Below are 13,867 nucleotides of genomic sequence, written 5' to 3'. Positions count from 1 at the left end.
GGAATGGCTAACCCTTTTTGAGCGGGGAAATCTATAAAAAAGAATTCAAAAACGATTCTTTTCTCAGGTCAATCGAGATGCATACATCTTTAGGGGGATTTTTAGAATGCTCGATGAAAAAACGATTGAAATCATTAAAAGCACAGTGCCGGTCTTAGAAGAGCATGGTGAAGAAATCACAGGACGATTTTATGACCTGCTGTTTCAGCATCACCCTGAGCTGCTGAATATCTTTAATCAGACAAATCAAAAGAAAAAAACACAGCGTACGGCCTTGTCGAATGCTGTGATTGCAGCCGCAGCCAATATTGACCGGCTGGAAAACATCGTTCCCGTCGTCAAACAAATCAGCCATAAACACCGGAGTATCGGTGTTAAGCCCGAGCATTACCCAATCGTTGGAAAGTACTTGTTAATCGCGATAAAGGATGTGCTAAAAGACGGGGCCGCTCCTGAGGTCATTCAGGCATGGGAAAAAGCATACGGCGTCATTGCAGACGCTTTTATCGGAATTGAGAAGGACATGTATGAACAAGCGGAAACGCAAAAAGGCGGCTGGAAAGACTATAAGGCGTTTCAAATTGATAAAAAGGTAAAAGAAAGCAAAGAGATAACGTCGTTTTATTTAAAACCGGAAGACGGACAAGTTCTCCCCGAATTCAAAGCGGGGCAGTATATCAGTGTAAAAGTATACATTCCGGACACGGGCTATACGCATATCCGCCAATACAGCTTATCCGACGTGTCCGGTAAGGATTATTACCGGATTTCCGTGAAAAAAGAAGGGATTGTTTCCTCATATCTGCATGACCAATTACACGAAAAGGATTCAATTGAGATCAGCGCTCCGGCCGGGGATTTCGTATTAGACCCTGATTCCAAAAAGAATCTGGTTCTCATCAGTGCCGGTGTCGGAATTACCCCGATGATCAGCATGTTAAAGACGGTTGCCAAAACCCAGCCGCAGCGAAACGTTCTCTTTATCCATGCGGCAAGGAGCGGAGAGTATCATGCGTTGCGGCATGAAGCTGAAGAAGCCGCGGAACACTCATCCGTTGACACCCTCTTTATTTACAGTGAGCCGTCCGAACAAGACCGTTCAGAAAACATTCGTTTTCGGGAAGGCCGGATTGACAAACAGCTGTTAGAAGAAGTGATGACAGATAAAGATGCTGATTTTTACCTGTGCGGATCACCGTCGTTCATTAAAGAAATGAAAAAGCTGATTTCTGAATTCAATACACCGCCGGAATCCATTCACTATGAATTATTTGAACCGCAGCTGAGTATGGTGTGATTGAAGAAGGAAGGCCGATGATTTTAATGTATGAAGCACCCGGGTTGGGTGCTTTTTTTATTCTCTTGCAAGGAAGGGCTGAATTAAGTGCCATATTAGTGTTATTGCACTCAGTCAGCTTTCACGGGGCGGTGAACAGCGGCATGATAAACGACCGATGATGTCAGACATAAGAGAATCGGGACAAATTGAACAGGACGCGGATGTCATTGGGTTTCTTTATCGAGATGATTATTACGACAAAGAAAGCGAAAGCAAAAATATTATTGAGATCATTATAGGCAAGCAGCGAAACGGCCCGGTCGGAACTGTTTCACTGGCGTTCATCAAAGAATACGGGCTTTTTGTCAACCTGGAGCGGCGTTTTGACGATTAGAGATTGGTATGAGGCAGCGCTTCGACACAATTATTACTCACTTATCCTGCTGATCGAATTTTTGGTGTACGAGAAAAAAACGGTACGGCTGCAGGATTCGGAAGAGGCGCTGAATTTTTATTTGCAAGAGAAATTTAAAGACAGGATGAACGCTTATTTGCTTGAATACGAGAAACTAAAGATCAGGTTAGGATAAAGACTTTTATTGCCGTAAGCGGTAACGACCGGATATTTAAAAGAAATTGATAGCCATTCCGCTTCCGGAAAGCTAAATGATTCAAAAGGAGGGCAACTATTTGAGACTAATAAAATTAGATTCTATAATAGAGAAGGATAAACTTATAATTGACATGGCAAAGTATGAAAATTTTGCTGTCATTGTTTCAAATGGAGAAGCAAAAATGACGCCGCTCCCTGAGCATGGAGAAACAAAAATTGTCACGAGTAAAGGAAAAGTAACCCGTGTTAAGTGGGATGAAGGCGAATTGTTTAGATAACTCAATAGGTTTAACTTAATTTTGAATATTTTCTATTTTATGAGAGGTTGATCTGCTATAATAATCCTAAAAACAAAGGGGATTATTATTTTGTTGAATTTTTTATACCAAGTATTATTAATAATTATTACATCCATAGTCACAGCTTATTTTTCCAATAGAGGTCAATATAAAAGAGAGAAGAAATTACGTGATGGGCGATATTTAGAGGAGGCACTCAATAAAGTTTATTCGCCTTTATATAATATAATTATGACAGATGCTTATACACCAAAAGGATATGATGGTCTCTCACACGAACAGATTACAAAAATTAAAGGCATTATTGAAAGTTTTGTGACATTTTGTCCCATTGAGTTAGAAGTTATGGTAAATGATCTCTATGATACTTCAATTAGAATAAATGAAATGGCTAGGATGAATAACTACGAAAGTTCAAAAGTAGACGATGATAAAAGGCTTTATGATTATGTAACAAAAAAATTCACAGAAAAACGGAAGGAATTAGGAATTATTTAATATCTACGTCCAAGACGGAAAGCCTGCGGACACTGATCATTGTACGGATGAAAATCTGTACTTTGGTTGGTGTCCGTTTTTTGTGTTTTGGGAGAGAGCTGGAAAAGTATGCTGATAAAACCGCATAGGATTCATTCCAGAGCGTTTTTCCCCACTTTTGGGGATTAAAGGGTTACAAGACCGAAACGATCCGGGAGCGGCTTAAGGGGAAATAACAGCATATGCAAGATTTAATCATTGAATATAAAAACGCATTGAAAGATGTCAAAAAGACGTACCGGCAGTTATCGCAGGTTGCTGACAGTCTCTTAACCGCTGAACAAAAAAGCGATAAAAAGATCAGTGGTGGCATGATTAGCGACCTTGAATATACAATTGAATGGCTGCAGAATGGGAGACAACCCGGTGCCCGCCGTGGTGCTGATCGTAGGGATGTGTATAAAAGGACAATCCTATCTGATCCTCGTTTAATTGATGCACTTCCGGAAGAGTATGCCATCATTCAGGAGCCTGATGGAGAGGTGAGTGATTGGGATAGGGAAAGAATAGAGGATGCTTTATCTGTACTGACAGACCGGGAGAAAGATATTTTTATCATGCACGCTGTGCAAAATTTGTCTTTTGAAGAAATAGCCGCTTTACTCAATATAAAAAAAGGAACCGTTCAAAAAAATATTGAACGATCCCGCTTAAAAATGATAAATAGAGCAAATGCCAGCCTTTTTTGTTTAGCTTAAACAGGCTGTATTTTTTGATCTTTTATTAATGCCAAGCCGCTCACGTAATGCAAATTGAAGAAGCTGCGAAAAGTTTACACCTTCTTTTTCTGCTGCTTCCGCCAGCCATTTAGGTACAGTTAGTGTTTTTTCACCGCATTTATTTTGAAAAAAATCATTTTGTCTTACGGTTGAGATTAATTTATGAAAGGAACTTTTGTTCGACAAATTTCGCAAATGGCTCCATTATCACGTTCTTTTGCCGATAATAAGGTGGGAGGTGAAACTATTGACTTTTAATGTTGTTTTTAGTTTTGATAATGAAAATTCTAGATCAACTAGAATTGAAGCTGAATCTGCAAGAGCACTGATCGACGAAATTAAGGCATGTAAAGATTGGTACGAATATGAACATAATGGATCAGCCGTTGTAATAAATATGCAGCAGGTCACTTCTTTTAAAGTTAAAAAGAGATAAGTTGTTTTTTTGCACCCTACTGGGTGTTTTTTTATATTCTCTGTAAACTACTTCCGGTAAAATCGTTCGACAAATTTTGCAAACTGTTTCTTTGCTACTATCATTCACCGATAATAATCTGGGAGGTGAATGACATAGACATTATTTCATGGATTCCAGAAAATCTTAGACCAGCTACTTTAACTGCAACTACCACATTATTAGGTGGATTTGTGGGAGCCTGTGTTGCTCAATTTTTTTCACACCGTCTGACATTAAAAAGAGAAAGAAAGAATAGTGAAAGAGTAGTTTATAATGAATTGTTTGCTCCAATTTTATTGGAGATATATATGTATTATGACTATCAAACAGCTTTTAGAAAAGATCATTTTAAAGGTGAAGTAATACAAATATGGGAGAAAGAGAATCAATTAGATAAAATAAATGATCATATAGGAAATAATCTTAAATTTGCTTCTCCAAAGATTATAAGAGCATACAACGCTGTATTGAGATATGAAGCTATGGAGGATATAGCTGGTATTGGTAAAGATCAAGAACAACTAGCTCTTATAGAAGAATTATTGAATGAATTATTGAGAATTTCACCATTTGATAACGAATCTAAAAAAGAACTTTCTAAATATAGGACATATTATTTTTTATTTAGAATGTTAACAAGTTATTTTCATAGTATCGAAGATGCTAAAACGATTTTGACGAATGATTTTTATTTCCAAAACAGCAAATTATCAAGTAACAGAATATATAATAGACTTTTATCAAATACGAATCTGAGATACAAAAAGAGATATGTCCAAACCTTGTTCAGATACAAGAACGAGGAGGATTACTTTATAAAAGTTCTAGCACAAAAAAAGGATCGTAAACCACTTCAAACATTAATGAAGAGGGTACAAGAAGAGAAATGAAGGAGCAAGAGGATTAACCGTTTCAGAGGAAACGTTAAACTATTTCGCCAATGTTTTTTTGTTGAATTATCTCTCCAATTTTAGAAGTTGATTTGTAGGAGGACACAGTGAGAATCTTAAAGAAAATAATTTCTATCTTATGGGTTGGGATGAAAAAGATTTTTAAATTTTTGTTTATACCATCTCGGAATTATTCAGTTAAATATGCTCAATATCTTTTATGGGAATTTGCAATAGGAATAGGTTTAGCTATTATATTTAAACAAAACACGGAATTAATAATACAATATACAGTATTTTTATTCATGAATTTATTAATATTTTCATGTTTATTTTGGTGCCTTACTTTTTTGTATAAATTGCGATATAGAAAAAGCAGGGCTTTTGAAAGAGATCTAAAATATGAAGGATTTTTACATGATTGTTCTGATATAGATGATGTTATATCAGAAGTTGATAATCTCAAAGAATCAATTAATGATTGGGCTGGAACCGACAAGCACACAGCCTTACAAAAAGTTAAAACATTAAGAATATATTATAAGTCTAGTACTACCAAAAAAGCAGAAGACTTTTTAACTAACACATCCATTGGAGTGATTTTAGGATTAATATCGGGTTTAATTCTGAAACCAGAGGTAATGGATACTATAAAAAGTGTATATGGGAATACATTCAACCTTATTAGTAATGCTATGATTAATTACATTAACGCAATAACTCTACTCATGATGGGTCTGATGATAGCAAGTAAGATATTAATAGAAACTCACAGATTAACGAGATCTGCCCAACTGTACGAGGAAGTGTTGGAAAGTGTGGTGGCAGAACTTGAAGAAAAAATAAAAAATGAAAATAGTCTTGGCGCCTAAACTGCGCTGAGGCTATTCACTTTAGGCCGGGCATCTATCTTAGATGCCTTTTTATATTCTCTGTAAACTGAACCCGGTAAATCTCAGGGAGAACTATTGGCGGTTAACGGTCTGAGTACGGGGGCAGTTTAGAAAGAATATGATTGGAGGGATTGCATAAAACAATTAGTTAAGCCTTTGAGGAATTAGGAAAGAATGTGAGCGGCTGAAAGGATGCCAACAACAAAGCCGCTAACCACAGAAGCTTTTATTATGTTGAGTGAAGGAAGGAGATAAAGCATGGAAACAATTTATGCGCACCCATTTGAGACGTCATGGTTTATTGCGCTCACGTTCTTCTGCTTGTCGTGTGTAGTCTGTTCAGGTAAATCAGAAAAGGAATAAGTATGGCAAGGCAACGTGACGAATTAGACAAACTCTATAATACAGCACGCTGGAAGCGAGTAAGGAAAGTCGTTCTGATTAGGGACGGCTATTTGTGTTGTGAGTGCCGTCGTCGTGGATTAATAGGAGACAAATACGGTCCACAATCTCATCACATTAAGAGATGATTCAAGCGGGGCATTTAATCTTGATAATCATAAAACGATCTGTTTAAAGTGCCACAACAGGAGGCACCCGGAAAGAAGCGGGGGGAGGAGGAACAAACGGTTATACGTATGTAACACTTATAGCGGAAAATATGGAAGGGTTTTTCTCCATAATAGAGAATTTTTAGGGAAGGTTATTAAAGCAGGTAAATCATATTCAACGTCGTAGTATCATAAATAGACAAAGCTTTTTATGTCCCAACATACTTCGGTAGCCGGCTGGAATGGTTCACTTCCTGATACTTCAACTGGAACATTGGCTCCTGCTCTTGCGAATAAAATAGCAATGCTGTATCCAGAGATATTAAATACTCACAGAAAAAAACAATGCCCTTACCGGCTAAAGCAAATTTCCCGGTTGTACCTGTCGATAAAAGAGAAAAATGGAATCACAGAACGGATTACAACCTTTTAAATCCTTGGTGGGATAAATATTAATAAGTAAGAGGTGGCTCAATGGCAGTTTTTGTTGAAAAAACGCTCCAAGGTCTAAAAGAATTAATTGATGAAAAAGGCCGCTTGAAAATTTTAGGGAATGAAGGAGCTCTTTTAGAAACAGAATGTATTTTCTTTAAAGGTGCAACAGATCTGGAGATTGAAAGTTTTGAGAAGAAAATAAAAGTCTCACTTCCTGAAGATTATAAAACCTTTTTAAAATTGCATAACGGAGCCAGAATATTTGATTTGTTGTTTTACGGTGAGAATGTGGGTGGGGGTTTGCATATTCTTAATGTAGAAGAGATTGAAAAGTATATGCAAAATGGTTTTTTAAAGCCTCAGTTTATTCCCGTCGCACATCTGTTAGACGGATGTTATTTGTTAATTGACAAAACCAAAATGTCCACAGACCCAAACTATTTATGGTTCCGCGGATTTGTTGAGTATGAACCAATGCAACTTAATTTTGAGATATTTTTAGATAGGTATATCATGTCTCAAGGAGCAAATTTTTGGGAGTGGAATATCTATACTGCTGAAAATTATTATAGGACTCACCAGGGTGATGAGGATTAACCTTTCCTACAGTTGGGTTGGTTCATTTTTACTATTAGACTTCGATTTGAACTTTTAAAATAGGTTTAATTTAGGAGACGAACCGATTAATTGGTGTATAGAGGATTTATAAAAAGCGCAGATACTCTGCGCTTTTTTATTTAAGTATTTTCCGAATCATTCGCAGCCCGTTTTTGGAAGAAGGATAACGGAAAGCGAAGTCGAAGCGGTTCGTTTGTTTGACGACGCTTTTTTTGTGCGTAAACGTGTTAAAGCTGTCAAATCCGTGATAGCTGCCGATGCCGCTTTCCCCGACGCCGCCGAATGGCAAATACGGTGTCGCGACGTGCATTAACGTATCATTGACACAGCCGCCGCCAAACGACAGGTTCTCTAAAACAGCGCGCTCAGTTTCTTTGTTTGTGGTGAAGAGATACAGGGCGAGCGGCTTTGGGCGTGATTGGACTTTCTCGATGACTTCATCGATATCGCCGTATGTAAACAGCGGAAGAATTGGCCCGAAAATCTCCTCCTGCATCACTGGAGAGTCATCCTTCACTTGATCTAGAATCGTCGGCGCTATTTTGTGGTGATCAGGATTAAATTGTCCGCCTGTGAGCGGGATGCCATCATTCAGAAAGCTGAGCAGCCGCTGATAGTGGCGTTCACTGACGATTTTGCCGTACTGCGGATTTTGTTCAGGCTGAGGGCCGTAAAATTCACTGATCGCACGCTTCATTTCTTCTGTGAGCTTCGTTTTGATATCTTGGTGGACAAATAAATAATCCGGTGCGATGCAGGTTTGCCCTGCATTTGTAAATTTCCCGAAGACGATGCGTTTGGCGGCAAGCTGTATATCAGCATCCTTATGGACAATGCAGGGACTTTTGCCGCCGAGCTCCAAGGTAACGGGAATTAATTGTTTGGCGGCGGCCTCCATGACGATTTTTCCAACGGCAACGCTTCCTGTGAAGAAAATATAGTCAAAGGGCTGCTGTAATAACACAGTGCTGACATCGGGCCCGCCCTCCGCCATAGCGACATAGTCACTAGGAAAAACGCTGCTGATGAGTTTGGAAAGAACAGCGGAAACCGCCGGCGTATATTCTGACGGTTTGAGAACGACCGTGTTCCCCGCTGCAATGGCTCCAATCAACGGAGAAAGCGCCAGTTGCAAGGGATAATTCCAAGGCGCAATCACCAAAACGGTTCCATATGGCTCAGGGATAATGATGCTTTTCGAGCCTAGGTGAGTCAGAGGCGTTTTGACTCGTTTCGGTTTGACCCATTTTCCCAGCCGCTTCATCACAAAACTGATTTCCTCCAGTACAATTCCGATTTCTGTCGTGTACGACTCCTGTTCGGATTTGTGGAGATCCTGGTAGAGAGCGGCTGTTATATCGGCTTCTTGTGTTTTGATGGCTTGTTTCAGCTTTTGCAGCATGTTCAGTCTCGATTCTAGCTGTCTCGTATGCCCCGCCGCAAAATAGGCTTTGTGCTTGCTGACGATAGAGGGAATGCTGTTCATTCAGTCGCTCCTTTTTTGTAAGGTATGATGATTCATTATGTGAAAAATCGCTTCTGCTTGTCAAATGGGATTTTCTAATGTACATGTAGCTGAAAAGCCAGTAGGCACATAAAAAAAGCCCCTGTCCGGGGCTTTTTTTAATAAAGAGAGGGAGCATCTGTCCATTATTCTGACAGCCCAAAAGAAAAACCCCGGAAACATTGTCATCACAACATGTCCGGGGTTTAATCCAATGCTCTTTAAAGAGCGTTTTACTTAACGGGAGTAGAACTCAACGATAAGCGCTTCGTTAATTTCCGGAGCAAGCTCAGAGCGCTCTGGAAGACGAGTGAATGTACCTTCAAGCTTTTCAGCGTCGAAAGTAAGGTACTCAGGAACGAAGTTGTTTACTTCTACAGATTCTTTGATGATAGAAAGGTTTCTTGATTTTTCGCGAACACCGATTGTTTGACCAGGTTTTACTTGGTAAGACGGAATGTCAACGCGGCTTCCGTCAACAAGGATGTGACCGTGGTTAACTAATTGGCGTGCTTGACGGCGAGTGCGTGCAAGACCGAGCTTGTACACAACGTTATCAAGACGTGCATCTAAAAGAATCATGAAGTTTTCACCGTGTTTACCAGTCATTTTTGCAGCTTTGTCAAACAATGTGCGGAATTGACGTTCGTTTACACCGTACATGTGACGAAGTTTTTGCTTTTCTTGCAATTGCAAACCGTATTCTGATAGTTTTTTACGCTGTCCCGGACCGTGGGGACCTGGTGCGTAAGGGCGTTTTTCTAATTCTTTACCTGTACCGCTAAGAGAGATTCCTAAACGGCGAGACAGTTTCCAAGATGGACCTGTATAGCGAGCCATAATGTGACTCCTCCTTTGGTTTTATTTTGTGGAAAATAAAAACCGTCTGTTCGATCCGACCGTGCACATTTTGTTTTCATGTATCCTCGCTCCAGCAGCAGAGAGTTACACGATACACCTTACAGCTAAGGAACAAAATGCAAACACAGAAGCTGAACAAAAAGGCTGCAATATTTCACACAAAGAACATTATATGATTTTTCTCCGCCGCCGTCAACCATTTCTCCATGAAGAGTGCCGGTTTATGATATAATGTACAAAAATGAGTAGTACATGTTTAGGTGATAAAAATGAAAAAACAAACAATTGATGAAGTGACGGCCTTTCATCAGAAAATGCTTTCTTTTTTCTTAACGAAATCTGAATCCGTCTCATTATCCGACTCGCTGTTATGGCTGGCCTCAGCTCTAGAATCCTGCTTTACATCTCTTTCATTGACCCTTTCACCGGCAGAATCAACACGTTTCACCATAAAAACAGAAGATGAACCGCATTATGCTCCGCTGAAAGAGAGTGACGGCCGTTTTATGATCAGGAATCAGACCTCCGGCAGATCCTTTTATCTGTGCTCGGAAGGCGGGCTGCCGATCCCGGAATCATTGCCTGAGATCGTTACTCAGTTTATTAATCAATCTGTGAGACAAAGCGGGCTGTTTGACAAAACGAAGCATCAGCGGAAAATTCACAGAATGACAGAAATGTTCCATTCGCTTTTGGACCAAAATGAGGTTTTGGAAAAACTGCAGGCAAGTTTGAGTACGGCTTTCCGGTCTTTCCGTTTTTCACTGTTTATCACGCAGGATCAGGATACGGACAGACAGCTTCCCGCAAAAGAATTACATATGGACGGAAAAGATGCCGATCCGTCTGCCCTGAAGGTTTATTTATCGGGGAGACTGCTCAGAAAAGGCAGGTCATCTGCTTATCTGCCGATCAAAGGCCAGCAGGGGACTTACGGGGTTCTGAAGACGGAGGGGCTGCAGGATGCCGTTCTTTCGTGCAGTACTCTCAGTGAAATGCTGCTGCTTGCGGGCGCAGCGGGAAAAGCATTTGAAAATGCGCAGCTCTATGAGCAATCGAAAAAAAGCATTGCGAATCTGGAGCTCATTAATGAAACATCGCGCCAGCTGAATCAGCGCCTCAGACTCACTGATACGATGCGGGAGCTCGCCGCCATTATGACCCAATCGTTTCATGCGGAAGAAGTGGCTTTTTTTCATATTGATCATTTTGAGACGCAAAATCTGCTTCCGGGACATACCGCTTTTTTTAAGACAGAACGTGCGAACCCTTATATCAGCATTGTGAAAGAAAAGCTGTTCGAGGGAGAAAAGGGCGTGTTTATCGGCAGCGGAAAGACTGTATTCGGCGAAAACGGTTTCGGCTCGCTGATGGCGGTGCCGATGATCGAAAATGACACCGTCTTCGGGTTCGCGATTTTATTGAAAAAGGATTTGTATGCTTTTACGTTTGAAATGTATAAGCTTTTTCAAGCGCTCATTCACCATGCGACATTGGCGGTCACGAACTCCATGCTGCGCGACAGGCTTGAGCATCTTGTTCAGACAGACCAGCTGACGGAGCTGTATTCAAGAACCTATCTGGATGAGAAAATTCAATACAGCATGAAAATTCATAAACGGGGTGTATTCATCCTCGTTGATATCGATAATTTCAAAAATATTAATGATACATACGGTCATCAAACGGGAGATTCGATCCTGATTCAGGTGGCCACCGTTATGAAGAACCATATTCGTGAGCATGATGTCGCTGCGAGGTGGGGGGGCGAGGAGCTGGCTGTCTATCTGCCGAATATCAACGTGTCATCCGGAGAACGCATCGCTAAAAGGCTGGTTCGCGCCATCCGGGAAAATACCGAGCCGCGCGTGACGATTTCCTGCGGCGTTTCCTGCTGGTCAAAGACCGGCCCGATGCCGTTGAAATTGCTCGTTCAGCAAGCGGATGAGGCGCTTTATATCGCCAAACGGAACGGCAAAAACCGGCTGATCATCCATCAAAACAGCACGACGACATAAAAAAGGAGCCGGCCTGCCGGCCGGGCTCCTTTGTTTATCCTAATCGTTTTTCAAGCGTTTCAACAAACTTTGCTAAATAGGTTTCGTCCGTTTCATCAAAACGGTTTTTCACGGGGCTGTCAATGTCCAGCACACCGATCACTTCACCGTTTACGCGGATCGGGAGGACGATTTCTGACTGGGAAGCCGCGTCACAGGCGATATGTCCCGGGAACGCATTCACATCGGCAATCCGCTGCACGTCGCCATTAGAGTAGGCAGTGCCGCATACGCCTCTGCCGAACGGAATGCGCACACAGGCAGGAAGTCCTTGAAACGGTCCGAGCACAAGCTCGCCCTCTTTAGCGAAGTAAAACCCCGCCCAGTTGACTTCATGTAATGAATGGTATAAAAGCGCTGACGCATTCGCGTAATTTGCGATCGCATCCGTTTCATCTTCTGTCATGGCTTCGAGCTGTTTAAGCAGAAGCTGATAACTTTTTTCTTTATCTCCGGATTGTTTTTCGACATGAAACATGGAAAACCCTCACTTTTTCTATAATATCAAACAAAGTTCCGGCCGTTCTGCCGGCATTTGTCGAGAAGTTCTTACAGGAACGGCGCCTTTCTGCTTGAATTGTTACACATAAAGGGGTGAGCCGTATGAAAGTAAGCACCAAAGACAAAATTATTAACGCCGCTGTCCAGCTGTTTAACCAAAAAGGTTATTCCGGCACGTCCGTCCGTGAAATCGCAAAGTCAGCTGATGTAAATGTTGCGCACATCTCCTACTATTTTAAAGGGAAAGGCGGATTAATGGAACATTTAGTTTCCGAGTTTTACGAAGGCTATACTGAAGCGCTGGAAAAAGCCGCCGTCAGTATGAACGGTGAAGACGCGCAGGAACGCATCCTGCGGGTGATTTTCGATATTTTATCCTATCAGCACAATAACCGTCAATTAACGCGGTTTGTGTACCGGGAAGTGACGATTGATTCCGTGCTTATCAGGGAAATTATGTCTACTTACTTAATGAAAGAAAAATATATTTTCCAGCTGGTGATTGAAGAAGGGCAGTCACGCCATAGACGGCTGACGCTGCCCGTGCCGCATTTTATTCTGCAATTGAAATCCCTCTTGATGATGCCGTATCTCCAGCCTCAATATATTACGGAGGTGCTCTATATGCAGCCTCATGAGCGGTACTTTTATAAAAGGTATTTTGAAGAGGTGAAGATCTGGATCGAAAGCGTGTTCCGACGGCCTGATGCAGCGCTTATGAAGTAATGATGTTTTTGTACGTTTCGTAGGAACTGCCGACATCTTCCGCTTGATGGGCGTCCGACCCGAATATGAGCGGGATTTTTTTTTGCTTCGCCGTCTCAGCCATCCAATCCTCCATGTATACTTCCCCGGCAAACTTCTTTCTGAGCCCGGATGTATTCACATCCAGCTCCATTCCGTGTTCTTTCACGGCGTCAAGACAGCGGGCCGCAAGCTCTCTTATTTGAGGTGACATGCTGTAAGGGAAAAGGCGCGCGAATTTTTTGACGAGCGTGATATGGCCGACCCGTTTTGGCTTAAAGGGGCCGAGCGGTGTTACAATGGAAGAATACACGGTTTCATAGTATTGTTCATATACGGCTTCAATGCTTCCGAAGTGGTCGGCAAGCTGCTGAAAGGCGTGCTCGTCAAAATCTAGGCATATATAAGACGGGCCGGTTTTCAAAAAATGAACGGATAAAATGCCGTCATCCAGTGAGGGGCCGTACGTGTTCAGAAACGCCGCGGTTTCCTCTTCATACCCTGTGATAAAATCGGTTTCAAGTCCAGTCAGAATGCTGATTTGTCCATCGTATTCCTTTTTCAGCTGTGACAGCCGCTCCAAATAAACCTCCATCTGTCTGAGATCCATCGCGCTGTCCTGAAGCGGTACGGGATCTTGAAATGACGGAGGAAGGGGGGCGTGCTCTGTAAATGTGATCGAGTCAAAGCCTCTTTCCAGGGCCTTTTCGACATATTGTTTCAGCGCATCCTTCGAGCCGTGAGGGCAAAAAGGGGTGTGGATATGAGCGTCTCGTTTTTCCATTTGTGTCACTCCATTAAAAAATTGCAGAATCCTGCCGAAATTATGCAAAAAGTTTTTGATTTCTGGTCAAAAAATGTTGGTTACATGGTATCATAATAACAATGAAAACGACAGATTTTCTCAAT

General features: G+C 41.4%; 14 protein-coding genes and 2 pseudogenes. 11 read left to right on the top strand and 5 right to left on the bottom strand.

The features are described from left to right. Nucleotides 1–106: 106 nt before the first annotated feature. From hmpA to ACKTRM_RS13600, 5 genes and pseudogenes are all read left to right on the top strand, one after another. The gene (gene hmpA, locus ACKTRM_RS13620) at nucleotides 107–1,297 is read left to right on the top strand and encodes an NO-inducible flavohemoprotein (protein WP_012118200.1); all 1,191 of its coding nucleotides are present in this window, start codon (nucleotides 107–109) and stop codon (nucleotides 1,295–1,297) included. Nucleotides 1,298–1,391: 94 nt separating this feature from the next. Next, nucleotides 1,392–1,673 (top strand): annotated as a pseudogene (locus ACKTRM_RS13615) (DnaB-like helicase C-terminal domain-containing protein); the annotation flags it as partial. A 296-nt stretch (nucleotides 1,674–1,969) separates the two neighbouring features. Beyond that, on the top strand, nucleotides 1,970–2,170 hold the full coding sequence (locus ACKTRM_RS13610) for an XtrA/YqaO family protein (protein ID WP_012118197.1): 201 nt from the start codon (nucleotides 1,970–1,972) through the stop codon (nucleotides 2,168–2,170). A gap of 90 nt (nucleotides 2,171–2,260) precedes the next feature. Then, a complete protein-coding gene (locus ACKTRM_RS13605; protein WP_012118196.1) occupies nucleotides 2,261–2,689 on the top strand; it encodes a hypothetical protein in 429 nt (142 codons plus the stop codon). Nucleotides 2,690–2,910: 221 nt separating this feature from the next. Further along, nucleotides 2,911–3,426 (top strand): sigma-70 family RNA polymerase sigma factor, encoded by a 516-nt coding sequence (locus ACKTRM_RS13600; protein WP_012118195.1) that lies wholly within the window; start codon nucleotides 2,911–2,913, stop codon nucleotides 3,424–3,426. On the opposite strand, the pseudogene ACKTRM_RS13595 reads toward ACKTRM_RS13600, so the two are convergent. Next, a pseudogene (locus ACKTRM_RS13595) lies at nucleotides 3,418–3,570 on the bottom strand (type II toxin-antitoxin system HicB family antitoxin); the annotation flags it as partial. The gene ACKTRM_RS13600 and the pseudogene ACKTRM_RS13595 sit on opposite strands and share 9 nt — an antisense overlap. 124 nt (nucleotides 3,571–3,694) lie before the next feature. Between ACKTRM_RS13595 and ACKTRM_RS13590 the strand changes: the two are divergent. From ACKTRM_RS13590 to ACKTRM_RS13575, 4 genes are all read left to right on the top strand, one after another. Then, nucleotides 3,695–3,883 (top strand): hypothetical protein, encoded by a 189-nt coding sequence (locus ACKTRM_RS13590; protein ID WP_023357081.1) that lies wholly within the window; start codon nucleotides 3,695–3,697, stop codon nucleotides 3,881–3,883. Between the two features lie 125 nt (nucleotides 3,884–4,008). Beyond that, nucleotides 4,009–4,794: a hypothetical protein gene (locus tag ACKTRM_RS13585; protein WP_012118193.1), complete on the top strand. Its 786-nt coding sequence runs from the start codon at nucleotides 4,009–4,011 to the stop codon at nucleotides 4,792–4,794. Between the two features lie 107 nt (nucleotides 4,795–4,901). Next, a complete protein-coding gene (locus ACKTRM_RS13580; protein WP_012118192.1) occupies nucleotides 4,902–5,666 on the top strand; it encodes a hypothetical protein in 765 nt (254 codons plus the stop codon). Between the two features lie 1,046 nt (nucleotides 5,667–6,712). Then, entirely contained in the window at nucleotides 6,713–7,270 is a 558-nt protein-coding gene (locus ACKTRM_RS13575) for an SMI1/KNR4 family protein (protein ID WP_012118190.1), read from the top strand. 136 nt (nucleotides 7,271–7,406) lie between these two features. On the opposite strand, the gene ACKTRM_RS13570 is transcribed toward ACKTRM_RS13575, so the two are convergent. Together ACKTRM_RS13570 and rpsD are read right to left on the bottom strand one after the other, a co-directional pair. Next, nucleotides 7,407–8,777 (bottom strand): aldehyde dehydrogenase, encoded by a 1,371-nt coding sequence (locus ACKTRM_RS13570; protein WP_012118189.1) that lies wholly within the window; start codon nucleotides 8,775–8,777, stop codon nucleotides 7,407–7,409. A 255-nt stretch (nucleotides 8,778–9,032) separates the two neighbouring features. Next, nucleotides 9,033–9,635 (bottom strand): 30S ribosomal protein S4, encoded by a 603-nt coding sequence (gene rpsD / locus ACKTRM_RS13565; protein WP_003152406.1) that lies wholly within the window; start codon nucleotides 9,633–9,635, stop codon nucleotides 9,033–9,035. A gap of 290 nt (nucleotides 9,636–9,925) precedes the next feature. Between rpsD and ACKTRM_RS13560 the strand changes: the two genes are divergently transcribed. Beyond that, nucleotides 9,926–11,674 carry a sensor domain-containing diguanylate cyclase gene (locus tag ACKTRM_RS13560; protein WP_012118188.1) on the top strand — a complete coding sequence of 583 codons (1,749 nt, stop codon included), beginning with the start codon at nucleotides 9,926–9,928 and terminating at the stop codon, nucleotides 11,672–11,674. A gap of 34 nt (nucleotides 11,675–11,708) precedes the next feature. Here the strand turns inward: ACKTRM_RS13560 and ACKTRM_RS13555 are convergent, their stop codons facing one another. After that, complete coding sequence (locus ACKTRM_RS13555; protein ID WP_007408037.1) at nucleotides 11,709–12,191, bottom strand: GAF domain-containing protein; 483 nt, start codon at nucleotides 12,189–12,191, stop codon at nucleotides 11,709–11,711. A gap of 125 nt (nucleotides 12,192–12,316) precedes the next feature. On the opposite strand from ACKTRM_RS13555, the gene refZ reads away from it, so the two are divergent. After that, complete coding sequence (gene refZ / locus ACKTRM_RS13550) at nucleotides 12,317–12,940, top strand: forespore capture DNA-binding protein RefZ (protein ID WP_012118187.1); 624 nt, start codon at nucleotides 12,317–12,319, stop codon at nucleotides 12,938–12,940. Here refZ and hisJ read toward each other — a convergent pair. Then, nucleotides 12,930–13,742, bottom strand: a complete 813-nt coding sequence (hisJ, locus tag ACKTRM_RS13545; protein WP_012118186.1) for a histidinol-phosphatase HisJ — start codon at nucleotides 13,740–13,742, stop codon at nucleotides 12,930–12,932. The two genes, refZ and hisJ, sit on opposite strands and share 11 nt — an antisense overlap. Nucleotides 13,743–13,867: the final 125 nt, after the last annotated feature.

Source organism: Bacillus sp. D7-8 (assembly GCF_052055895.1).
GTDB classification, from domain to species: Bacteria; Bacillota; Bacilli; order Bacillales; family Bacillaceae; genus Bacillus; species Bacillus velezensis.
The sequence above is the reverse complement of the archived record's forward strand: the minus strand, read 5'-3'. Positions and strand labels throughout refer to the sequence as shown.

Coding starts and splice junctions, on each gene's coding strand:
- hmpA (WP_012118200.1), top strand. CDS start 107: ATGCTCGATGAAAAAACGATTGAAATCATTAAAAGCACAGTGCCGGTC.
- ACKTRM_RS13600 (WP_012118195.1), top strand. CDS start 2,911: ATGCAAGATTTAATCATTGAATATAAAAACGCATTGAAAGATGTCAAA.
- ACKTRM_RS13575 (WP_012118190.1), top strand. CDS start 6,713: ATGGCAGTTTTTGTTGAAAAAACGCTCCAAGGTCTAAAAGAATTAATT.
- ACKTRM_RS13570 (WP_012118189.1), bottom strand. CDS start 8,777: ATGAACAGCATTCCCTCTATCGTCAGCAAGCACAAAGCCTATTTTGCG.
- rpsD (WP_003152406.1), bottom strand. CDS start 9,635: ATGGCTCGCTATACAGGTCCATCTTGGAAACTGTCTCGCCGTTTAGGA.
- ACKTRM_RS13560 (WP_012118188.1), top strand. CDS start 9,926: ATGAAAAAACAAACAATTGATGAAGTGACGGCCTTTCATCAGAAAATG.
- ACKTRM_RS13555 (WP_007408037.1), bottom strand. CDS start 12,191: ATGTTTCATGTCGAAAAACAATCCGGAGATAAAGAAAAAAGTTATCAG.
- refZ (WP_012118187.1), top strand. CDS start 12,317: ATGAAAGTAAGCACCAAAGACAAAATTATTAACGCCGCTGTCCAGCTG.
- hisJ (WP_012118186.1), bottom strand. CDS start 13,742: ATGGAAAAACGAGACGCTCATATCCACACCCCTTTTTGCCCTCACGGC.